The organism is Curtobacterium sp. VKM Ac-1395 (assembly GCF_015350975.1).
GTDB lineage: Bacteria > Actinomycetota > Actinomycetes > Actinomycetales > Microbacteriaceae > Curtobacterium.
Genome location: NZ_JADKRX010000004.1, coordinates 151008 through 171761 on the forward strand (window position 1 = coordinate 151008; position 20754 = coordinate 171761).

The 20754-nt window shown below is 71.5% G+C and carries 19 protein-coding genes; 11 read left to right on the top strand and 8 right to left on the bottom strand.

Annotated features, from left to right (window positions below; genetic code table 11):
- Positions 1 to 4: 4 nt before the first annotated feature.
- Complete coding sequence (locus ITJ68_RS12395; protein ID WP_194661573.1) at positions 5 to 841, bottom strand: urea amidolyase associated protein UAAP1; 837 nt, start codon at positions 839 to 841, stop codon at positions 5 to 7.
- 116 nt (positions 842 to 957) lie between these two features.
- Complete coding sequence (locus ITJ68_RS12400; RefSeq protein WP_228505463.1) at positions 958 to 2577, bottom strand: APC family permease; 1620 nt, start codon at positions 2575 to 2577, stop codon at positions 958 to 960.
- A gap of 190 nt (positions 2578 to 2767) precedes the next feature.
- On the opposite strand from ITJ68_RS12400, the gene ITJ68_RS12405 reads away from it, so the two are divergent.
- The 3 genes from ITJ68_RS12405 to ITJ68_RS12415 are packed head-to-tail and all read left to right on the top strand — an operon-like array spanning position 2768 to position 4412.
- Positions 2768 to 3118 carry a PadR family transcriptional regulator gene (locus tag ITJ68_RS12405; RefSeq protein ID WP_194661574.1) on the top strand — a complete coding sequence of 117 codons (351 nt, stop codon included), beginning with the start codon at positions 2768 to 2770 and terminating at the stop codon, positions 3116 to 3118.
- The gene (locus ITJ68_RS12410) at positions 3115 to 3837 is read left to right on the top strand and encodes a hypothetical protein (RefSeq protein ID WP_194661575.1); all 723 of its coding nucleotides are present in this window, start codon (positions 3115 to 3117) and stop codon (positions 3835 to 3837) included. The genes ITJ68_RS12405 and ITJ68_RS12410 overlap by 4 nt, the downstream gene beginning before the upstream one ends.
- Positions 3834 to 4412 (top strand): hypothetical protein, encoded by a 579-nt coding sequence (locus ITJ68_RS12415; RefSeq protein ID WP_194661576.1) that lies wholly within the window; start codon positions 3834 to 3836, stop codon positions 4410 to 4412. The genes ITJ68_RS12410 and ITJ68_RS12415 overlap by 4 nt, the downstream gene beginning before the upstream one ends.
- A 149-nt stretch (positions 4413 to 4561) precedes the next feature.
- Here the strand turns inward: ITJ68_RS12415 and ITJ68_RS12420 are convergent, their stop codons facing one another.
- Both ITJ68_RS12420 and ITJ68_RS12425 read right to left on the bottom strand, forming a co-directional pair.
- Positions 4562 to 6694: an Ig-like domain repeat protein gene (locus ITJ68_RS12420; RefSeq protein ID WP_194661577.1), complete on the bottom strand. Its 2133-nt coding sequence runs from the start codon at positions 6692 to 6694 to the stop codon at positions 4562 to 4564.
- Between the two features lie 118 nt (positions 6695 to 6812).
- A complete protein-coding gene (locus ITJ68_RS12425; protein WP_323743311.1) occupies positions 6813 to 8102 on the bottom strand; it encodes a HupE/UreJ family protein in 1290 nt (429 codons plus the stop codon).
- A gap of 156 nt (positions 8103 to 8258) precedes the next feature.
- On the opposite strand from ITJ68_RS12425, the gene ITJ68_RS12430 reads away from it, so the two are divergent.
- Entirely contained in the window at positions 8259 to 8978 is a 720-nt protein-coding gene (locus tag ITJ68_RS12430) for a hypothetical protein (protein WP_323743312.1), read from the top strand.
- Between the two features lie 171 nt (positions 8979 to 9149).
- Entirely contained in the window at positions 9150 to 9500 is a 351-nt protein-coding gene (locus tag ITJ68_RS12435) for a hypothetical protein (protein ID WP_194661578.1), read from the top strand.
- Positions 9501 to 10172: 672 nt separating this feature from the next.
- On the opposite strand, the gene ITJ68_RS12440 is transcribed toward ITJ68_RS12435, so the two are convergent.
- The gene (locus ITJ68_RS12440; protein WP_194661579.1) at positions 10173 to 11648 is read right to left on the bottom strand and encodes an MFS transporter; all 1476 of its coding nucleotides are present in this window, start codon (positions 11646 to 11648) and stop codon (positions 10173 to 10175) included.
- A 109-nt stretch (positions 11649 to 11757) separates the two neighbouring features.
- Between ITJ68_RS12440 and ITJ68_RS19365 the strand changes: the two genes are divergently transcribed.
- The 3 genes from ITJ68_RS19365 (at position 11758) to ITJ68_RS12455 (ending at position 14326) form a co-directional block, all read left to right on the top strand.
- The gene (locus tag ITJ68_RS19365) at positions 11758 to 12327 is read left to right on the top strand and encodes a TetR/AcrR family transcriptional regulator (protein WP_194661580.1); all 570 of its coding nucleotides are present in this window, start codon (positions 11758 to 11760) and stop codon (positions 12325 to 12327) included.
- 135 nt (positions 12328 to 12462) lie between these two features.
- Entirely contained in the window at positions 12463 to 13176 is a 714-nt protein-coding gene (locus tag ITJ68_RS12450) for an ANTAR domain-containing protein (protein WP_194661581.1), read from the top strand.
- An 82-nt stretch (positions 13177 to 13258) separates the two neighbouring features.
- A complete protein-coding gene (locus tag ITJ68_RS12455; protein ID WP_194661582.1) occupies positions 13259 to 14326 on the top strand; it encodes a fatty acid desaturase family protein in 1068 nt (355 codons plus the stop codon).
- Between the two features lie 3 nt (positions 14327 to 14329).
- Here the strand turns inward: ITJ68_RS12455 and ITJ68_RS12460 are convergent, their stop codons facing one another.
- Positions 14330 to 14812, bottom strand: a complete 483-nt coding sequence (locus ITJ68_RS12460) for an ATP-dependent zinc protease (protein WP_194661583.1) — start codon at positions 14810 to 14812, stop codon at positions 14330 to 14332.
- Between the two features lie 124 nt (positions 14813 to 14936).
- On the opposite strand from ITJ68_RS12460, the gene rimK reads away from it, so the two are divergent.
- Complete coding sequence (gene rimK, locus ITJ68_RS12465; RefSeq protein WP_194661584.1) at positions 14937 to 16127, top strand: 30S ribosomal protein S6--L-glutamate ligase; 1191 nt, start codon at positions 14937 to 14939, stop codon at positions 16125 to 16127.
- 69 nt (positions 16128 to 16196) lie between these two features.
- On the opposite strand, the gene ITJ68_RS12470 is transcribed toward rimK, so the two are convergent.
- Positions 16197 to 17033: a hypothetical protein gene (locus ITJ68_RS12470; protein ID WP_194661585.1), complete on the bottom strand. Its 837-nt coding sequence runs from the start codon at positions 17031 to 17033 to the stop codon at positions 16197 to 16199.
- On the bottom strand, positions 17023 to 17562 hold the full coding sequence (locus ITJ68_RS12475; protein WP_194661586.1) for an RNA polymerase sigma factor: 540 nt from the start codon (positions 17560 to 17562) through the stop codon (positions 17023 to 17025). The genes ITJ68_RS12470 and ITJ68_RS12475 overlap by 11 nt, the downstream gene beginning before the upstream one ends.
- A 124-nt stretch (positions 17563 to 17686) precedes the next feature.
- Between ITJ68_RS12475 and ITJ68_RS12480 the strand changes: the two genes are divergently transcribed.
- Together ITJ68_RS12480 and pgi are read left to right on the top strand one after the other, a co-directional pair.
- A complete protein-coding gene (locus ITJ68_RS12480; protein WP_323743313.1) occupies positions 17687 to 18679 on the top strand; it encodes a nitronate monooxygenase in 993 nt (330 codons plus the stop codon).
- 187 nt (positions 18680 to 18866) lie between these two features.
- Positions 18867 to 20585: a glucose-6-phosphate isomerase gene (gene pgi, locus ITJ68_RS12485; protein WP_194661587.1), complete on the top strand. Its 1719-nt coding sequence runs from the start codon at positions 18867 to 18869 to the stop codon at positions 20583 to 20585.
- Positions 20586 to 20754 lie beyond the last annotated feature (169 nt).

The window sequence follows — 20754 nt, forward strand, 5'->3', positions numbered from 1 at the left end:
CGTCTCAGCCTCGTGCTTCCGCGTGGTCGATGGAGTTCAGGTAGGCGCGGGTCAGCTCCGGCGTCGCGGTGAAGCGCTCGTCGGCCGCCGTGGTCGGTTCCCCGCGCCAGGCGTGCACGCGCAGGGGCCCCACGACGTAGTCCGGCCGCGGGTCGAGCGGGTGCGCGACGTTCGCGATGAGGACCAGCAGCGGGAGCTCTGCGACGAGCGTGACGTGGCGCCCGGGCCCTGCCGACCCGACCGGCTCCAGCGCGCCCTCGGGGTCGACCCGCACGCCCTGGAAGAAGGAGATGCTCGGCGGCAGGTCGCGCTTGGTGAGCCCGTGCTTGGCGGCGGCCTTCGCCAGCAGCGACCGGCCGCTCGGGGACGGCCCCTCGGGGGCGGCGTCGCCGTACTTCGCGGTGTTCCAGGCGTCGGTCGAGGTGCCGCAGAACGCGTCGTGTCGGCCGGAGGTGTCCTCCACGATCGTGGCGAGGGCCCGACCGTCCCCGCTCAGCAGCGGCGACCCGGCGCCGAGGTACGCCTGCCACGGGATCTTCTGCGTGTCCGCGACGTTGAGGCGTTCCCACGGCTCGAGCGCGTTGTACACGACCGTGTTCGCGCAGGCGTCCCCGGTCGGGTCGTCGAGGCGGATGCGGGAGCCGCGGGCGAGGACCCGGTGCGTGTACCCGCCGGGAGCCACCGTCTCGGCCCAGACCAGGTCGGCGGGGTCGACGCCCTCGGGGACGAACGGGGACGTCGACGCCGGCAGCCAGGGCATGTACTCCGACTGCGACCCGGCCTGCGCGCGGGCGTCGGAGCGCGAGGCGGTCACGCTGTCGGTCTGGTGGAGGTCACGCATGGGGGTCCTTCGTGGTGGAGCGGGTGGGGCGGGGTGGTGCCGGTGCGGCGCCGGGGCGCCGGGGCGCCGGGGCGCCGGGGCGCCGGGGCGCCGGGGCGCCGGGGCGCCGCGGCAGGTCAGGCCTCGGCGGCGGCGGGCACGGCGGTCGGCACGGCGGCCGTGGTCGGGACGTGCGCGAGCGTGAGCGGTCCGTGTGCCCGGTGCCGCCACGACGACCAGGCCCAACCGACGAGCAGGACGCCGCCGATGAACAGCAGCGCGCTGTACTGCAGCCACCAGGAGTTGCCGGTGAGGTCGTAGATCTCCGGGCGGGGCCAGATGAGGTTCACCGCCATGCCGATCTGGAACGCGACGGCCAGGGCGTTCAGCGGGATGCCCCACCGGCCGAGCGTGAAGAGCGGCTTGCCGTCCTCGTCGACACCGGTCGGGAAGCCTCCGCGCCGCAGCCGGATGCGCTGCACCAGCAAGGGCCCGGTCACCCCGAGGTAGGCCAGGTAGAGCATCGCGATGCACAGGCTCGACAGGGCGGTGAAGATCGCGGACTGCCCGATGTTGACCGCGAGGGCGAGTCCGGCGCCGACACCGACGACGATCGATGCGGCGATCGGGGTGCCGGTACGCGGGGAGACCTTCGCGAGCGTGCGGTGGAACGGCAGCGCTCCCTCGCGGGCCATCGAGAAGACCATGCGGGCACCGGCGGTCTGCACGGCCAGGGTGCACGCGAACACGGCGACGGCGACTGTGCAGAGCAGGAGTCGACCGGCCACCTCGCCGAGCGTCGACGTGATCACCCACGCCAGCCCCTGCGTGGCGAGCTTGCCGTCGGTCAGGCTCGGGGCTGCGACGAGTGCGCCGATGATGAGCAGCCCGCCGCCGAGCCCGGACACCGTCAGCGCACGGACGATCGTCTTCGGGGTCGTCCGGCGCGGGTTGTGGGTCTCCTCGGCCAGTTCGCCCGCGGAGTCGAAGCCGACCATCACGTACGCGGCCATCAGCGAGGACGCCAGGAACGCGAAGACGTACGGCTCGGTGCTCGAGGACCCGACGCTGGTGAACACGACGCTCGCGCTGCGGTGGGGGAGCAGGAACAGCGCTCCGATGAGCACGACGACGCCGATGATCTCGATGAGCACGCCGAAGCTCGTCACGCGGGCCATCAGCCGGACGCTCGTGATGTTGACCACGGTGGTCACGACGAGCATCACGAGGCCGAGCACCACGGCGTTCGCGGCACCCGTCGCGGACGCCAGCGAGGGGTCGGCTCCGGCCCCGCCGACGATCTGGAAGCCGCTCCAGATCGCGGGCAGCACGGCCTGCACGGCGATGGCGGCGACCGCGACGGTGAGGGTCTGGCCGATGATCATCGTCCAGCCGGTGAACCAGCCGAACCGGGACCCGGCCAGGCGGCTCGACCACTGGAAGATCGCCCCGGAGATCGGCCACCGGGCGGCGAGCTGCGCGAAGTTCAGTGCGACCAGCAGCTGGCCGCCGAAGACGAGCGGCCACGCCCAGAAGAACGCGGCACCACCGAGCCCGAAGCCGAGTCCGAAGAGCTGGAACACCGTGGTCAGGATGGACACGAAGGAGAAGCCGGCCGCGAAGGAGGAGAACGAGCCGACCCCGCGGTGCAGTTCCTGTTCGTAGCCGATCCGAGCGGTGTCCTGGGTGTCGGGGCCGGCGGAGCCGGTCGACGTGGTGGCGCGCGGTGCGTGGAGCGGAGCTTCTGGAGAGCGCATGGCTTCAGACCTTTCGCGGAGTACCTGTCGGGTGACAGGTAGTGCGACCAAGTGTCGTGCTGGGCTGTGTCGTCGCCGTTGCCCGGCTGTTTCGGGCACGTGACACGGACGGCCCGCGTGTGAACTTCTCGCGTCGGCGGCCTCCACGGGCGACTTGACGTGCCTGTCCTACATACGTAGAGTCAGTGATGTGGAACCCCTGCAACGCATCACGGCCCCGACGGTCGACGTCCTCACGGCCCTGCTCGAGAACGACGGCCCCGTGTGGGGCCTGCTCGTCGTCAAGGAGACGGGACGCCCGACCGGCACCGTCTACCCGATCCTGGAACGCCTCGAGGAACGGGGGTGGGTCGATTCCTCGTGGGACGACGACCCCGACCACCGCGGCCCCCGACGCCGTCTCTACGCCTTCACCCCGGACGGCCGTGCGGCAGCCCAGGACCTCCGCCGGTCGTGGGTCCGCACCGAGCGGCCGTCCCGTGCCACCGGTGCCACCGGCCCCGCTCGTGCCACCCGCGTCGGGACGGTGGTGACCGCATGAGCCTCCACGAGCACGTCCTCGCGCTCGCCGTGGCCTGGTCACCGGCAGACCAGCGCACCACCCGCCGCGAGCAGTGGGCCGCCGACGTGCGGGACGCCCACGAGCTCGGCCTCCGCCCCGGCCAGGTCGCCCGCGGCGCGCTGCTCACCACGATCGTGCGACGCACCGCCCGGCGCCCGGGCGACGGACCGGTCGCCCCGGTCATCGTCGTGGCTGCCGCGGTCGTCTCCGTCCTCGTCGCCGTCGCGTTCGAGATGCGCCTCGGCGGGCACTTCGGGTCCGGTCAGTGGGGCTGGTACGGGTTCATCGCGGTCGACGCCCTGCTCGGGTCCGTCCTGCCGGCGCTCGCCGTCGCGGCGGTGCTGGTCGTCCGTGGCACGCGTCGAGCGGCCGTCACGGCCCCGGTCACGGCGCTCCTCGTCCTCGCAGCGGTCGTCGTCGGCACGGCACCCGTGTGGCTCGGCCCGACGCTCGTCCCCGGGGACTGGATCCTGCCGACCGCGGGTCTCGCCGCGTTCCTGCTCTGCACCGCCGGCCCTGGTGCCCGCTGGGCAGCGATCGTCCTGCCGACGCTGCTGTCCGTCGTGACGCACCAGTTCGCCGGTCGGATCACGGTCACGTGGCTGCCGTTCGTGGACCACCTCCCCGCACTGCTGGCGCTCGTCGTCGGCACCCTCCTCGTCCTCAGCTCGCCTCGTCAGGAAGCCTCCGTCGCATGAAGAACCGCATCGTCTACATCACCGCGATCGGGACGGGCGCGGTCGTCCTGACCGCCGCCGTCTGCGTGGTCGGGGGCTTCCTCAGCGGGTCGGTCGACGCCGCCGAGATGCCAGCCAGACCGTCGTCGCTCGTACTCCCCACGGGGCCGGCGCTGCTCACCGCGGCCGCCGGGCCGATCGACCTCGAGCTCACCGTCGACGGGCCACGGGTCGTCACGCAGGTCCACGACGAGGGCGAGCTGCAGACCGTCGGCGGCGACCGCCTGCACGCCGGACTCGCAGCGGACCGGGTGCTCACGTCGGGATCGGTGTCGGGCGGCGAGGCCGAGGACACCCACCACGCCTACGGGATGCTCGTCGGGCAGGCCGGCGCCGACGTGACCGCGGTGACGGTCGACGCGGACGGGCAGCGGACCGCAGCCGTGCTGCGGGACGGCCAGTGGGCGGCGGTCTGGACCGTCCGCCACGTCGACGACCTGCCGACGGACGCGACCGTCCGGTACACGACGCGGGACGGTGCGGAGCACCGCGTCTCGACGACTGCCGTCGACGACCTGCGTCCGTCCGACGGGTAGCGCTGGTCGCCGGGGTGGCGCGGTGACGGACGGGAGGCACGGTGCGGGCGGGCACCGAGCCTCCCGTCCGTCACCTGGTCCGGTCCCGGGGTCGCACGGCGGAGGGCCCCGCGACCGAGGTCGCGGGGCCCTCCGGTGAGCGTGTCAGCTCACTTGACCTTCGTGGTGATGGTCGGGCTGGTGCTGCCCGCGATCCACTTGGTCGGGGCGAAGGCCGCGTGCAGCTCGTGCGTGCCCTTGCCGAGCGGGATCGTGGCCGTGGCCGTCCCACCGTGGACCGAGAAGGACTTGAGGGTCTTGGAGCCCTCGTAGACCTTCGTGGTGCCGTTCACCGTCAGCCCGGGGGCCGTCACGGTGACGGTCGCCTTGCCGTTGCTGTAGGTGACCTTGGTGGTCGAGGTCGCCCGGACGACGGTGACCGTGGTGGCGGTCGTCGTCGCGGAGTCGGCTCCGGTCCAGTCGGAGTCGCTCGTGAAGGCCGCACTGATGGCGTGCGTGCCGACGGTGAGCTTCGCCGGGAGGGTGATGACGGCCTTGCCGCCGACCACCTTCGCGGTGCCGAGGGGCGTCGTGCCGTCCGTGAAGGCGACCTGGCCCGAGGTGGCGCCGATGCCGTCGCCGATGGTGGCGGTGACCTGCACGGGCTTGACCGCACCGTAGGGCTGCTTGGCGGCGGAGACCGACAGGGTCGTCGTCGTCGCCGGGGTGCTGGCGTCGAGCGTGAACGCGTCGACCGTGGAGCCGATCGGCGCCGGGTCGGCCGAGGCCGTCGGCTTCAGGGTCACGCCGCAGCTGTCGACCTTGCCGTGCTGCACGGCCGAGTTGAGGGTGGTGCAGTCGCTGGCGCGGACCGTGGTGACGGCGAGGTTGTCGTCCGTGACGCCGACCTTGACGTAGGTGCGGACGTGCTCCTGGTTCTCGACCGAGTTGGCGAAGTGACGCTGGCCGGTCGGGTCGAGCGGGTCCGGACCGTAGCTGCCCTGGGTGGAGTCCGGGGTGGTCAGGTCGTAGTACTTCGAGCCCGACGCAGAGTTCGCGGTCAGGTAGATGACACCACCGGGGCCGGCGAAGACCTCGTCAGCGCCCGGCTGCTCGTCCGGGTTGGCCTTCTTGCCGTTCTTGATCGCGTAGCTGCGCGAGTAGGAGTGGTCGTGGCCCTGCAGGACGATGTCGACGCCCATGTCGGAGAACGCACGCGTGAAGTCGAACCGGCGCTGCTGGTTGTCCTTGTCGTTCGCGTGGTCGGCCGGCGAGTAGATCGAGTGGTGGTAGACCAGCGCGGTCCACTTCGCGTCGTCACCGTGGCGGGTGATCACGTCGCGGACGTAGTTCACGTGCGCTGCGTCCGAGCCGCCCGAGTAGGCGTTCGAGTTGATGTCGATGAACAGGACGCCCTTGTACATGTACCAGTAGTCGCCGCCCGAGTTCGTGGTGGTGTTGCCACCCGGGTAGAAGTCCGGCACCTTGAGCGAGTTCGGCAGCTGGTTGTGCTGCTCGTACGACTTGCCACCGACGTCGTGGTTGCCGATGGTGGAGGCCCACGGGTAGCGCTTCAGCACGTCGCTGCTGTCGGCGAACGCGCCCCACTGGTACTCGTTGTTCGCGTTCTCGACCTGGTCGCCGCCGGAGACGAGGAGCTCGGCGTCCTTCTCCTTGGTCGTCGCGTACTCCAGGGTGTCGGCCCAGCCGGCACCGTCGTCGTCGACGAAGCCCGACGAACCGATCTGCGGGTCACCGAAGAACAGGAAGTCGAAGTCGCCGCTGAAGCTCTTCGTGGTGAACGTGTACGGGGTCGACCAGGCGGAGCCGTCCGCGGCACCGACGTGGTACGTGTACGTCGTGTTCGGCTCGAGGCCGTCGATGACCGCGTGCGCGTTGACGTAGCCGGCCTCGTTGGTGATGCCCGCGATGGTCTTCGTGCTGCTGTCGGTCGTGCTGGTGTCGGCCGCGGTGTTCGCGGTCGCCGATGCACCGATGGTCTTCTTCGCGTCGGTGAAGACGCCGCCGGTCATCGAGTCGGTCTTCTGGATCTCGACCGACTGGGCGACGTTGGTCGGGAAGTACCAGGACGCGATGCGCTGGCTCTCGGTCGCGCCGACGCCGAGCAGGATGTGGATCGGGCCGCCGGTGGAGATGTTCGTGGTCGGCGTGTTCGTGGCCGCGGTGGCGGTGCTGGTGCCCATGAAGGAGGCACCCGCGAGGAGCGCCGCCCCGAGGACTGCGCCGCCGACGCGGAGGGTGGTGGATCTGCGCCGGGTGCTGGCGCCAGACAGGAGACTCATGGAGGGTCCGTTCTCGTGGACAGGGATGTGTGCTGCACGGAAGACTCTGCATTCGCCTGGCAACGCCTTGGTGAACGCTGTGTGTCCATCCGTTCCGGGTTGGAAGCTGTTCAGCCGATCAACCCGCCGCGAGCCGTTCCACGAACCAGATCATCCCCATCACGAACACCCCGGCGGTCACGATCCCGGTCACCCAGAGCGACGCCCGGTGGGCCTTCCGACGCAGCAGTGAGAGCGGCGGGAACACGATCACGATGATCGCGAGCTGCACGGCCTCGATGCCGACGTTGAAGATGAGCAGCGACACGAGCAGCTGCCAGGAGAACGCCTCGTGGATCCCGAGCGCCCCGGCGAACCCGAGTCCGTGGATGAGTCCGAACGCGAACACGACCGCCAAGCGCGTCCACCCGGCACGGTCCAGGGCGAACCGACCACCGTCGGGCACGATCAGCTCGTCCGCGTGGGAGCGCCGCCGGAACAGCCGCCAGAGGTACCAGCCGGCGACGGCTGCGATCGACAGGGCGATGAGCGGCTCGACCACGATCGACGGTGGGCTCACGACCCCGAGCGCCGCCAGGATGAACGTGATCGAGTGCGCGATGGTGAACGCCGACGCGGTGAACACGACCTCGCGCAGGCGGCGTGACCCCGCGATGAGCGCGACGAGGAACAGGATGTGGTCGATCCCCGTCAGCAGGTGCTCGGCGCCGAGCTGGAAGAACTCCCAGAACCGGGCACCGGCGGACTGCTCGGTCGAGAACGAGGGTCGGTCGGCGTCGAGCGTCGCGGAGCCCTCCTGCGCGTCCACGGCGTAGGTGACGATCGTCTTGGTGTCCTTCACGAACGTCTCGGAGTCCGGGAACAGTGTCGAGGTGACCACGTGCCCGGCGACCGTGTGCGCCGACGTCGTCGGGCAGCGGAAGTCGGCGACGACCTCGGCGTACGGCACCTCGTCCTGCATGTCGACGTGCATCGGCTGCTGGAGGGTGCCCCGGCACTCGCGGCCCCCGGAGGTCACGGAGAACCGGTCGAGGACGTAGTCGGCCATCGTGTCCCGGTGCTGCTCGGCGATCCGGGTCATGGCGGGGAAGTCCCCGTCGTCCCACGCTGCCTGGCCCTGCCGGTAGAACGCGTCGGCGTGCTCGCTGGTGCCGACGGAGACGAGCATCAGGTCGTACTCCAGGCCCAGCCGTGCCCGTACGACCCCGGAGTCCTCCGAGGTCACGTGGGCGTAGACGACCGAGCTGAATCCGTGCGCCGAGGCGGGTGCGGCACCGCCCACGAGCGCGACCAGGACGGTGCCGAGGAGGACGAGCGCGCCGAGGACCGTGGCGGCCACACGGGCCAGGACTGCGGTGGTGCGGGGGGAGCGGCGTCGGGACGCCGTGCGGGGGGTTCCGGGGATCACCGGCCAGACGATCTCCACCCCTGGCGACCGGCAGGGAAACAGCAGGTGACCAGCAGCTGGACAGAGTTCGGACAGGTGCCCATGACGGACGACGCGGCACCCGGGCCGTGGTTCCATGGTCGCGATCCGCCCGCCGACCCGCCCTTGGAGCCCTCCGTGACCAGCCTCGTCTCCCGCACGACGTCCCTGCTGGCGGCCGTCGCGGTGCTCGGTGCCGGGGCACTGCTCCTCGCCGGGTGCTCGTCCGCGTCCGAGGGCACGGCCGAGCCCCGCGCGACCAACACCGCGGGCACGCTCGACGCCGGGTTCTGGGACGCGAGCCGCCCGCCGGCGCCGGAGTCCACCGTCAGTCCGTCACCCGGGTCGTGGAAGGGCGTGCACCCGCCGTCGGGCTACCGCGTCGTCCTGCTGTCCGCGGGGGACGTGGACGCGGACGGCGACGGCGAGACCGCCGCGTCCGCACCGACGCAGGCGCTGATCGGGGCCGTCGACGCCTGGGCCGACACCGAGGGCGTCACCCTGACCCGGGTCCAGCCCCGGGGGAGTGAGAACGTGCTCGACGCCGTCGCCACCGCGGTTGGCAAGCACGCCGACCTGGTCATCAGCGTCGGCAACGACATGGTCGACCCGATCGCCGCGATGTCCCCGAGCGCGTTGCACCAGCAGTTCCTGGTGCTCGGGGCCGAGATCGCCGAGCCCACCTCGAACGTCACCGCCGCCGACTGGACCGGCGCGGGCTACCGCGGCGAGGGACTCGGCACCGCGAGCCACCACGACCCCGCGAGCTTCACCGAGGAGCGCGCCGGACGGGCACTCCGCGCGGGCGTCGCCGCCGTGCTGCACGGCTACAACGGCACCGTCGTCTGGGTCGCGTGAGCCCCGACCACCGTTGTGCGGACAGCGACCACCGTTCTGCGGACACTCGCGGACCGGGTGCGGTGCGCCGGACGTATCCTGACGACGGAAGCAACGACGATTCCGGCCGAGCCTCGCACGGTCCGAACCGACGTGTCCGGGTGCGAGACGCAACCTCCTGACCCGAGCGACATGACAGAACACATCATCGAGTACGTCGCCCGTGACCGAACGGGCATCACCGCCGTCATCACCACGACCGGCGTCATCGACGTGGACACCGTGATCCACAACATCAGCTCGGGGCACTCCGGCTACGTCGTCCGCGCGGGCGAGTGGCGTCGTGCCCCCGTCCGCAGCCTCTCCGTGCTGGGCGGTGCCTACCTGTTCGCGAACTGGGACGGCTCCAAGCGCAACAACCTGCACGACGTCGCGTTCCAGGCGCCGACGCGTCCGGCCCGTCCGCAGGGCCCCGGCGGGTTCGTCGCCGCGCTGACGACGGCGCTCGCGATCGTCTTCGGCCGGGACCGCCGCAGCGCCTGACCTGACCTCATCTGACCAACCCGGTCCCGGTCGCGGTCTCGGTCCCGGCCGCCCCGCCCCGCCCCGTCTCGGCTCCGCTCGGCAGACGGGTTCACGATGCGCGCGCTGACGGATCTGGTCGGCTCGACCCGAGATCCGCCGACCGGATCCGTCATCGGCCCGATTGAACGTCGGTCCGGCCGGCCCCGGACGGGAGGCATGGGTCGCCCCCGCCACGAGCCTGCTGTCCGCGTCGCCGACCGGGACACATGGGTCGCGCCCGGCCTCGCGCCTCCCGTCCGCGTCGCCGGACGGGAGGTACGGGTCGCCCCGGCCCCGAGCCTCCGGTTCGCGTCGCCGACCGGGAGGTGCGGGTCGACCCCGCCATGAGCCTCCGGTTCGCGTCGCCGACCGGTCACGACGCCCCGCTCACGTCCGCCTAGCGGTCACCGGCTGTCGTTCGGAGCACGCGGAGCCGACGGCTCCTGACCGCTCGCGGAACCCCGCCGGGGTGTCGTGACCACTCGTCGCCGGCTGTCGTACGCGCTCGTGCGCGCTCCCGCGCGCCCCGCACCGTGCGGGGTCCTGCGGCTGGTGCGAGGCTGATCACCCCGTGCGCCGCATCAACCGCGCACGGAGTGGCCGACCTCGCACCAGGACGCGACCGCGCCCGCAACCGCGCCCGCGTGCCGCCTACCGCGTGACGCCGTCGAGGTCGTCGACCCCGGCGGCGACCGCCGCGGCACGGCGTGCACGCATCGACGGAGCGGCGACGGCCGCGAGGACCGCCAGCACGGCGACCCCGGTGCACGCCCAGAAGCCGATCGTGAACGCGTCGTCGGTGGGGAGCCCCTGCGCCGTGCTGTGCGAGGTGATCAGCGCGGCGATGACGGCGGTGCCGACGCTCGAGCCGATCGTCCGGACGACGGTGTTGGCGCTGATGGCCTCGCCGGTCTGGTTCGCGGGGACGCTCTCGATGATGGCGTTCGAGCACGCGGCCAGGGCCAGGCCGATGCCGATGCCGGTGAAGACGCCGGAGACGACGACCTGCCAGAGCTCACCGTGGGCGATCGCGGGCAGCAGGAACGCGACGACGATCGAGATGCCACCGAGCAGCATCGGCGGCTTCGGCCCGATGCGACGCACCAGGATGCCGGCGATCGGTCCGGCGATGACCATCATGACGACGGTCGGCAGCAGGAAGAGCCCGGCCTGGGTGACGTCCTTGCCGAAGCCGTAGCCCAGCGCGCTCGGCAGCTGCAGCAGGGTCGGGACGAGCACGAACGTGCCGAACATCGCGAAGCCGAACACCAGTGCGACCAGGTGCGCGGTCCACACCCCGCGCACGGCGAAGAGCCGGACGTCGATCAGCGGCTCGGTGACGCGGAGCTCGACGAGCACGAACGCGACGAGCGCCACGGCACCGAGAGCCAGCAGCCCGACGGTCTTGGCGTCGCCCCAGCCCCAGGTCTCGCCCTCGCTGACGGCGAGCAGGATCGCGACGAGGGACACCGCGAGCACGCCCGTGCCGAGCATGTCGAGGCGGCCGGGCTTGCGCACCGGGGACTCGGGCATGCCGAACACGGCACCGAGCAGCGCGATCACGACGAGCACGGCGGGCAGCCAGAACAGCCAGTGCCACGACAGGTGCTCGACGATCGGCCCGGCGGCGACGATGCCGACGCCGGCGCCGATGCCGAAGATCGCGGAGAGCAGGCCGATCGTGACGCTGACCTTCTCCTTGGGGAGCTCGTCGCGGACGATGCCGATCGAGAGCGGCATCACGGCTCCGGCTGCGCCCTGCAGTGCCCGGGCGACGATGAGGGTGCCGAGGTTCGGCGCGAGGGCGGCGAGCACGGCCCCGACGAGCAGGATCGTGAGCACCACGATGAGCACCTTGCGCTTGCCGACCATGTCCCCGAGGCGACCGAGGATCGGCGTGAGCACCGACGCCGACAGCAGGTAGGCGGTGAGCACCCAGCTCGTGGCGCTCGTCGACGCGCCGAGGTCCCTGCCGATCGTCGACAGCGCCGGAGCGACGAGGGACTGCAGGACCGCGAACGACAGGCCGCCGAGCGACAGGTAGACGATGATCGCCGTGCTGTTCGGACGACGGCCGTCCGTGGTCGGGTGGGAGCCGGTACGGGGGCTCGCCATGGTCTCGGTCATCGTGCTCCGTCTGGTCGATGTAAACAGTTGCTGACTCGACGAGGGTACGCGGTCCGGCGCTGATGTCAACAACTGCTTACATGCCGTCGCGGACCGCTACGCTTCGACCATGAGCAAGGACGCCACGGCCACCCGGCTGCTCCTCGTGCAGGCCGCCCGGCGCCGGTTCGCGTTCGACGGCTACCGCGCCACGACCGTGCGCGACATCGCCGCGGACGCCGGGGTCAACGTCGCGCTGATCAACCGGTACTTCGTGTCGAAGGAGGGGCTCTTCCGCGCCTGCCTCGACCGCGCGGTGCGCGACCTCGACCCGGGGGAGGACGCCACCGGGCACCTCGACCGAGCCCTCCGCGGACTCATCGGACACGTCCTCCGCTCACCCACCGACGAGGACTCGATGCAGCTCATGCTGCTCCTGCGGTCCTCGGGCGACGAGGGCGTCGACACGATCCGCCGCGAGACCCTGCACCGCTACGCGGAACGCCTGGCGCAGTCGGTCGGCGACCAGGTCACCGAGGACCTGCTCATCCGCGCCGAGATCGCGCTGTCGGTCGTGCTCGGCATGACGATGCTGCGGACCGCCACGCGGGTCGAGCCCCTCGCCTCCGCCTCGGAGGACGCCGTCGCCGGCCCGCTGGACGACGCGCTCCGCGCGCTCCTGACCGGACCCACTGCCTGACGGGAGGCCCGTGGCGGGGCCCACACGAGCCTCCCGTCCGGTGGTCAGCACCGCACTCGCTGTCCGTCCGGCCCACCGGGACCGAGTACCGTCCTGCATGGACCGTCCGACGCCGACCGGCAGGGAGCACGCCTCGTGACAACCACCCGCGAGCACCGCCTCGTCGACACGTTCGTCGCCCTGACGGACACCCTCGTCGACGACTACGACGTCGTCGACCTGCTGCAGACCCTCGTGGACCGCGCCGTCGAGATCTTCGACGCGGCGGCGGCGGGGATCCTGCTGCTGAACCAGGACCACGAACTCGAGGTGCTGGCGTCGACCAGCGAACGGTCGAGCTTCGTCGGGTTGCTCCAGCTCAACGCCGGCGACGGCCCCTGCATCGAGTGCTTCACGACCGGCGAGCCCGTGTCCGCCGAGGACCCGGCCGAGATGCGCCGGCGCTGGCCGGTGTTCGCGGCGGCGTCCGCCGAAGCCGGCTTCTCCTCGGTGCACGCGATCCCGATGCGGCTGCGCGACACGGTGCTCGGCTCGCTCAACCTGTTCCGCGAGGACGAGGGGGCGCTCAGCCCTGACGACGCCCTCGCCGCCCAGGCCCTCACCGACGTCGCGACGATCAGCATCCTGCAGCAGCGGACGCTCGAGCAGGCGAGCGTCACCCAGGCCCAGCTGCAGCGCGCCCTCGACAGCCGCGTCGTGATCGAGCAGGCCAAGGGCTTCATCGCGCACACGCACCACGTCGACATGCAGGCGGCGTTCGCGATGCTCCGGCAGCACGCCCGAGCCAACCGCGAACCGCTCGTCGACGTCGCCCGCGCGGTCACGGAACGCCGCTTGACGCTGTCCTGACAGACGGGGCTCCCGCTCCACTACGCTCGGGACCAGTGGCCCCGGACCCCGGCTGCGGTACTGCCCGACCGGAGGACCCTCAATGAGCGAGATCATCACGACCGGACCACGTCCCGGCACCAGCGGCACGTCCAGCTACACGGCGCTGCTCGCCCGGATCAAGGACGAAGGCCTGCTCGGCCGCCGCACCGGCTGGTACTGGGGACTCATCGTCGTCCTCGTCGCCCTGCTGGCGCTCGCCGGAGCCGCGTTCGCCGTGCTCGGCGACTCGTGGTGGCAGCTCGTCATCGCCGGCGTGCTCGGCCTGCTCTTCACGCAGTTCGCCTTCCTGGCGCACGAAGCGGCCCACCGCCAGGTGTTCGCCTCGCACACGTGGAACGACCGCGCTGCCCGCTACGGCGGCACGCTCCTGACCGGGATCAGCTACGCCTGGTGGACCGGCAAGCACACCCGGCACCACGCCAACCCGAACACGGTCGGCAAGGACCCGGACATCTCCTTCGACGCGATCTCCTTCCGCCCCGAGGACGCCGCCAGCCGCACCGGCTTCCTGCGCGTGCTCGTCCGGGTGCAGGGCTGGGCCTTCTTCCCGATGCTGCTCATCGAGGGCGTCAACCTGCACTGGCAGTCGATCCGCACCTACACGAGCCGCGGTCCGGTCAAGGGCCGCTGGTCCGAGGCCTCGGTGTTCGCGGTCCGCTTCGCGCTCTACCTCGGCGTCGTCTTCTGGTTCCTGCCGCTCGGCATGGCGTTCGCGTTCCTCGGCGTGCAGCTCGCCGTGTTCGGTTTCTGCATGGGCATCGCCTTCGCGCCGAACCACAAGGGCATGCCGATCATCGAGCCCGGTCGCCGCGTGGACTTCTTCTCACGCCAGGTCCTGACCTCCCGCGACATCACCGGCGGGCGCTGGGTCGAGTACTTCATGGGCGGCCTCAACCACCAGGTCGAGCACCACCTGTTCCCGAACATGGCCCGACCGAACCTGCGGGCCGCGCGGGTCATCGTGCGCGACTACTGCAAGACGCAGGGCGTGCCGTTCACCGAGACGACGCTCGTGCAGTCGTACGCGATCGTCGTGCGCTACCTCAACGAGGTCGGGCTGGCGGCGGCGGACCCGTTCGCGTGCCCGATGGTCGAGCGGCTGCGCTGAGCCTCAGGCGCGCCCGCGGTTGCGGCGGCGGATCTCCTTCGGCGCCCGGCCTGCCTGGAACGACCGCGCCGGGTCGACGACGAAGCCCTGCCGCAGCGCCTCGCGGCCGATGAGCATCCGGAAGCCCATCTGGTCGCGGTTGCTCAGGGTGACCTCGGCCTCCACCGTGCGGCCGGCGAGCTCGATCGCGGTCAGGACGACGATGCGCTCCTGTGCGTGACCCGACGAGCTCCGGACGACGCGGCGGTCGTGGACGTCGCACTCGACGGTCGCCTGGTCGGCGTCCGAGTCCTGCCAGGGATGCACGGAGAACCGCACCCGGTCACCCGGCAGCTCCTCGAGGTCGAACGCGTGCAGTGCCGATGTCCGTGCGCCCGTGTCGAGCTTCACCTTGATCCACGGGATGTCCAGGTCCGGCAGCGCGGCCCACTCGCGCCAGCCCGAGACGATCGGCGTGCGCCGTGTGGGCTTCGGGTCGTCGGCCATGCGCCCATCCTGGCAGGGCAGCACCCGCGGCGCGTCGATCGCGGCCTGCGGCATGCCCGCGGGGCGGTTCGTCTGCCAGCATGGAGCGTCGCCGTCGCCACCCCCGAACCCGCGGAGCCTCCCGATGAAACTCGCCATCCTCTCGCGCGCCCCGCAGGCGTACTCGACGCAGCGACTCCGCGCGGCAGCACTGGACCGCGGCCACGAGGTCAAGGTGCTCAACACCCTGCGCTTCGCCATCGACCTGACCGGGGACGCGCCCGACCTGCAGTACCGCGGCAAGCTGCTGTCCGACTACGACGCCGTCCTGCCGCGCATCGGCAACTCGATCACGTACTACGGCACCGCGGTGGTCCGGCAGTTCGAGCAGATGGACGTCTACACGCCGAACACCGCGAACGGCATCACGAACTCGCGCGACAAGCTCCGGGCCAACCAGATCCTCTCGCGGCACGACATCGGCATGCCGGCGACGACGTTCGTCGCCGGTCGGGCCGACGTCCGCGGGGCCATCGAGCGGGTCGGGGGAGCACCCGTCGTCATCAAGCTGCTCGAGGGCACCCAGGGCATCGGCGTGATCCTGGCGCCAGAGGCGAAGGTCGCCGAGTCGATCGTCGAGACGCTGCACTCCACGAAGCAGAACGTGCTCATCCAGCGCTTCATCGCGGAGAGCCGCGGGAAGGACATCCGCGCGCTCGTCGTCGGCGACCGGGTCGTGGCCGCCATGCGCCGGAGCGCCAGCGGCGACGAGTTCCGGTCGAACGTGCACCGCGGCGGCACGGTGGAGCAGGTCACGCTCACGCCGGAGTACGAAGAGGCGGCGGTCCGTTCCGCGCAGATCATGGGGCTCCGCGTCGCCGGCGTGGACATGCTCGAGGGCAACGACGGCCCCCTGGTGATGGAGGTCAACTCGTCCCCGGGGCTCGAGGGCATCGAGCGCGCCACCGGCCTCGACATCGCCGGCGCGGTCATCGACTTCATCGCGAACCAGGTCGCCTTCCCCGAGATCGACGTCCGCCAGCGCCTGTCGGTGTCGACCGGCTACGGCGTCGCGGAGCTCCTCGTGCACACGAACGCGGACCTGGTCGGCAAGACGATCCACGAGTCCGGCCTCGGCGACCGCGACATCACCGTGCTCACGCTGCACCGCGGCTCGACGGTGATCCCGAACCCCCGCGGCACGGTCACCCTCGAACCGGGCGACCGGCTGCTCTGCTTCGGCAAGCTCGAGGAGATGCGCTCGATGATCCCCGAGCGCCGCAAGCGCCGCGCGAAGCTCCGGAAGCTCCCGAAGGAGCCGCTGCTGGAACCGTGACGCCAGCGGCGTCCGTGACGACGGGCGGGAAGCGCCCCCCAGTGCCCGCTTCCCGCCCGTCATCGGTCATCAGAGGTCGCAGACCGAGGTGGGCAGGTTCTTGTCGGAACTCACCCACACCGAGTCGACGTGCGCCCCGTCGTTGTCGAGTTGGAACGAGACCAGGCCGTCGGGCAGTTCCAGGTCCCACCTCGACCACGCGCCGCTCGCCGTGGAGACCTTCTCCTGCAAGGACGGGTACGCCGCGTGCAGTGCGTCGGAGCTCGATCCGACGCCGATGCCCGCCGGTGTCGTGGGCCCGGCCGTCGTCGTCCGGGGCCGGTCCCCCTCGGCCCCGATGAGCACACCCGTCACCCGGTCGTCGTCGTCGGTGATCCGCAGCGTCGGGCTCCCGTCGCGTGCCCAGGTCCCCGGCGCCGTGCAGCTGCTCGGTGTCGCGGGCACCAGCCGGTACGCCTGTTCGAGGTCGTCGCTCTCGGCCTCCGTGGTGCCGCCGAGGGCGACCGGGCCGACCTCGTTGCCGGAGATGATCCACGTGGATGGGTCGTCGAGTGCGAACGCGCCCTTCGTGGGCGTGACAGAGGGCGTCGCCGAGGGTGTCGGCGCGGGGTCGGGCGTCTCCTCGACGGGTGCCGCCGCGGGGGTACTCGGTGCTGCCGGTTCCGTCGGGCTCGGCGTGGAGGTGGGTGCTGGTGCGGCGGCGAACGGCTGCGGGATCATGCCGAGGGCGACGCCGCCGCTGGTGGCGCCGAGGCCGAGGAGTGCGATCACGCCGATGGCGATCCCGGTGCGACGGCCGCGCCGGCGGGGTGCCGGCTTCCGGTCCTCCGCGCGGTCGAGCACGCTCTGCTTCATCGTGACGAGCATGCGCTGCAGGTCGTCTCCGGTGGGGGGCTCAGTGTTCATCGTGCATCACCGCCTTCTTCAGTCGGGCTCGGGATCGGGAGACGCGCTGGGTGACGGCGCCGACGCTGAGGCCGAGGATCTCTGCGGCTTCGGCGTAGGAGTGGCCCTCGAGGAGGCAGAGCTCGCAGATCCGTCGGTCGACGGGTGCCAGGGCGGCGATCTCGTCGCGGACCCAGCGCAGGCGCTCGCGGGCCTCGGCGGCGTCCGCGCGGGCCGGCAGGTCCTCCGGCAGTTCGTCACCGGCGCCCTTCGCCAGGCGTCGCGCCTGGTTGCGGGCGTGGTTCCGGCAGACGACCAGCAGCCACGGCAGCAGCGCGCTGGTGGCGAGGTCGATCGTCGCCGCCTTCTGCCAGAGCGTCAGGAACGTGTCCTGCACGAGTTCCTCGACGTCCTGTCGGCGTTCGGCCTGTGCCCATGCGTAGCGGGTCAGGGTGGGTGCGAAGCGGTCGAACGCATTGGCGAGTGCCGTACGGTCCCCGTCCGCGAGCCGCCGCGTCAGTGTCGCGTCGGCTTGGGTGTCGTCGTCCACGGTTGCCCCCTCTCACCTGAAGAAGTGTCCGGTACCGCCCGATCCTGACGAGCCGTCACACCCATCGGCGTGTCGCACGGGTGCGCCAGTGCAGGAGCACGGTCCGCCAGTGCAGGATCGAGGGGTGAACCAACTCCCCGAGGTCCTCCGGTCACCCCTGCACGTCGCACCGATGGCGGGCGGGCCGTCGACGCCGGCGCTCGTGATCGCCGCGGCCCGGTCCGGTCAGTTCGCGTCCCTGGCCGCCGGGCACCGCACCGCCGAGGAGCTCGCCGCCGAGATCGCCGAGGTCCGCACGCGCACCGACCGGTTCGGCGTCAACGTCTTCGTGCCGAACCCGGTCCCGATCAGCGACGCCGACTACGACCGGTACCGCACGTCCCTCGGCGTCCCCGACCTGCCCGACAAGCGCGAGGACGACGACGCCTGGTCCGACAAGCTCGCGCTGCTCCTCGACGACCCGGTACCCGTCGTCTCCTTCACGTTCGGGCTGCCGTCGGCCCAGACCGTCGCGGACCTCCGCCGCCGGGGCACGGTGACGGTCCAGTCGGTCACCAACCCGGTCGACGCCGCGGCAGCAGCCGACCGGGGGATCGACGTCCTGGTCGTGCAGGGCGAGGCCGCCGGTGGACACTCCGCCGTCCTCGACCCCGAGCAGTCGCCCGTGTGGGAACCCCTGCCCGACCTGGTGCGCGCGGTCCTGGCGCGGGTCGACCTGCCCGTGGTCGCCGCCGGCGGCATCGGCGGACCTGACGACGTCGAGGCCGTCCGGCTCGCCGGCGCCTCCGCTGCGATGATCGGCACGCTCGTCCTCCGCACCGACGAGGCCGGTACCGGAGCGACCCACCGCGAGGCCCTCGTCGACCCCGTCTTCGACCGCACGGCGCTCACCCGCGCCTTCACCGGACGACCGGCACGCGCGCTCGTCAACCGCTTCGTCCGCGAGCACGAGGACGCACCGCTCGGCTACCCGGCACTGCATCACCTGACCCGGCCAATCCGCGCCGCGGCCGCCGTCGACGGTGATGCGCACGCGCTGCACCTGTGGGCCGGCCGGTCCTGGCGGGCCGCGTCGGACGGTCCGCTCGCAGACACCCTGGAGGCCCTGCTCACGTGACTCGCGCCGGTCACCTGATGCGAGCCTCCCGTCCGTCGCCCCGGCCCTGTGCACCGGCGAGTGGCTGTCCACAGGCCAACCGGGCTGTGCGCGCGCCCGTCGCAGGCGCACTACGCTCGGATGCGGCCCGCGTCGCAACGTTGCGGTGGTCCGCGGACCACTCAGTTCTGGCGTTCAGGAGGACCCCGTGACCGAATCCGCACCCGTCGACCCCACGACGACCGAAGGCTGGAAGACGCTCGCCGGCATCGCCGACGGCTTCTCCCCGGACCTGCGAGGGTGGTTCGACACCGACCCCGGCCGTGCCGAGTCGTACACCTTCCAGGCAGGTGACCTCACCGTCGACCTGTCGAAGGGCCTCGTGACGAAGGAGATCCTCGACGCCCTGCTGCAGCTCGCCGAGGACACCGGCGTCGCCGAGCGCTACCAGGCGATGATCTCCGGCGAGCACATCAACGTGACCGAGGACCGCGCCGTCCTGCACACCGCGCTGCGCCGTCCGGCCACCGGCGAGCTCGTCCCCGCGAAGCCCTTCGTCGTCGACGGCCAGGACGTCGACGCCGACGTTCACGCCACGCTCGACAAGGTCTACGCATTCGCCGAGCAGGTCCGCTCGGGCGCGTGGAAGGGCGTCACCGGCAAGCGCATCCAGACCGTCGTGAACATCGGCATCGGTGGCTCGGACCTCGGCCCGGTCATGGTGTACGAGGCCCTCAAGCCCTACGTGCAGGCCGGCATCGAAGCCCGCTTCGTGTCGAACATCGACCCGACCGACATCTACGAGAAGACGGCGGACCTCGACCCCGAGACCACGCTGTTCATCGTCGCGTCGAAGACCTTCGGCACCCTCGAGACCCTGACGAACGCCCGTCTGGCGCGCCAGTGGCTGTGGGAGCGGCTCGAGCTGACGGACGCGTCGGACGACGACAAGACCGCCGCGGTGGCCAAGCACTTCGTCGCCGTCTCCACCGCGCTCGACAAGGTCGCCGCGTTCGGCATCGACCCCGAGAACGCATTCGGCTTCTGGGACTGGGTCGGCGGCCGCTACTCCGTCGACTCGGCCATCGGCACCTCGGTGATCGTCGCCGTCGGCAAGGAGAACTGGCAGGACTTCCTCGCCGGGTTCCACACCATCGACGAGCACATGCGCACCACCCCGCTCGCGTCGAACGTGCCCGTCCTCATGGGCCTGCTCAACGTCTGGTACTCGAACTTCCTCGGTGCCCAGAGCCACGCGGTCCTGCCGTACACGCAGTACCTGCACCGCTTCGCCGCGTACCTGCAGCAGCTCACGATGGAGTCGAACGGCAAGCGCGTCCGCTGGGACGGCACCCCCGTCACGACGGACACCGGCGAGGTCTTCTGGGGCGAGCCCGGCACGAACGGCCAGCACGCGTTCTACCAGCTCATCCACCAGGGCACGCGCCTGATCCCGGCCGACTTCATCGCCGTCGCGAACCCGGCCCGTCCGCTCAAGGACGAGACCGGCGACGGCAAGGCGGTCGAGCCCGGCCAGGACGTCCACAACCTGTTCCTCGCGAACTTCTTCGCGCAGACCAAGGCGCTGGCGTTCGGCAAGACGGCTGACGAGGTCCGCGCCGAGGGCACCACCGACGAGTCGATCATCGCTGCCCGCACGTTCACGGGCAACAAGCCGTCGACGTCGATCCTGGCGCCGGCCCTGACCCCGAGCGTCGTCGGTCAGCTCATCGCGCTGTACGAGCACATCGTCTTCACCGAGGGCACCATCTGGGGCATCGACTCCTTCGACCAGTGGGGTGTGGAGCTCGGCAAGCAGCTGGCGCTCCAGATCGCCCCCGCGGTCGACGGCGACCAGTCGGTCCTCGAGACCCAGGACTCCTCGACCAAGGCGCTCATCGCCAAGTACCTGGAGCTCCGCAAGTAGCACCCGGCGCACCACGACACCCCGTCGCCCTCGTGGCGGCGGGGTGTCGTCGTGTCGGGGGCCAGCCGTGCCCCGCGGTGAGATCGCACTTCGTGTCGGATCCCGGCGTGCGGAGGCGACACGAAGTGCGATCTCACCGGGCGGGGAGTCTCGAGGCCCGGGTCCCGGG

Bases quoted from the DNA above. Each gene is read 5' to 3' on its own strand.
- ITJ68_RS12395 (WP_194661573.1), bottom strand. From the start codon at position 841: ATGCGTGACCTCCACCAGACCGACAGCGTGACCGCCTCGCGCTCCGAC.
- ITJ68_RS12400 (WP_228505463.1), bottom strand. From the start codon at position 2,577: ATGCGCTCTCCAGAAGCTCCGCTCCACGCACCGCGCGCCACCACGTCG.
- ITJ68_RS12410 (WP_194661575.1), top strand. From the start codon at position 3,115: ATGAGCCTCCACGAGCACGTCCTCGCGCTCGCCGTGGCCTGGTCACCG.
- ITJ68_RS12415 (WP_194661576.1), top strand. From the start codon at position 3,834: ATGAAGAACCGCATCGTCTACATCACCGCGATCGGGACGGGCGCGGTC.
- ITJ68_RS12420 (WP_194661577.1), bottom strand. From the start codon at position 6,694: ATGAGTCTCCTGTCTGGCGCCAGCACCCGGCGCAGATCCACCACCCTC.
- ITJ68_RS12435 (WP_194661578.1), top strand. From the start codon at position 9,150: ATGACAGAACACATCATCGAGTACGTCGCCCGTGACCGAACGGGCATC.
- ITJ68_RS12440 (WP_194661579.1), bottom strand. From the start codon at position 11,648: ATGACCGAGACCATGGCGAGCCCCCGTACCGGCTCCCACCCGACCACG.
- ITJ68_RS19365 (WP_194661580.1), top strand. From the start codon at position 11,758: ATGAGCAAGGACGCCACGGCCACCCGGCTGCTCCTCGTGCAGGCCGCC.
- ITJ68_RS12455 (WP_194661582.1), top strand. From the start codon at position 13,259: ATGAGCGAGATCATCACGACCGGACCACGTCCCGGCACCAGCGGCACG.
- ITJ68_RS12460 (WP_194661583.1), bottom strand. From the start codon at position 14,812: ATGGCCGACGACCCGAAGCCCACACGGCGCACGCCGATCGTCTCGGGC.
- rimK (WP_194661584.1), top strand. From the start codon at position 14,937: ATGAAACTCGCCATCCTCTCGCGCGCCCCGCAGGCGTACTCGACGCAG.
- ITJ68_RS12470 (WP_194661585.1), bottom strand. From the start codon at position 17,033: ATGAACACTGAGCCCCCCACCGGAGACGACCTGCAGCGCATGCTCGTC.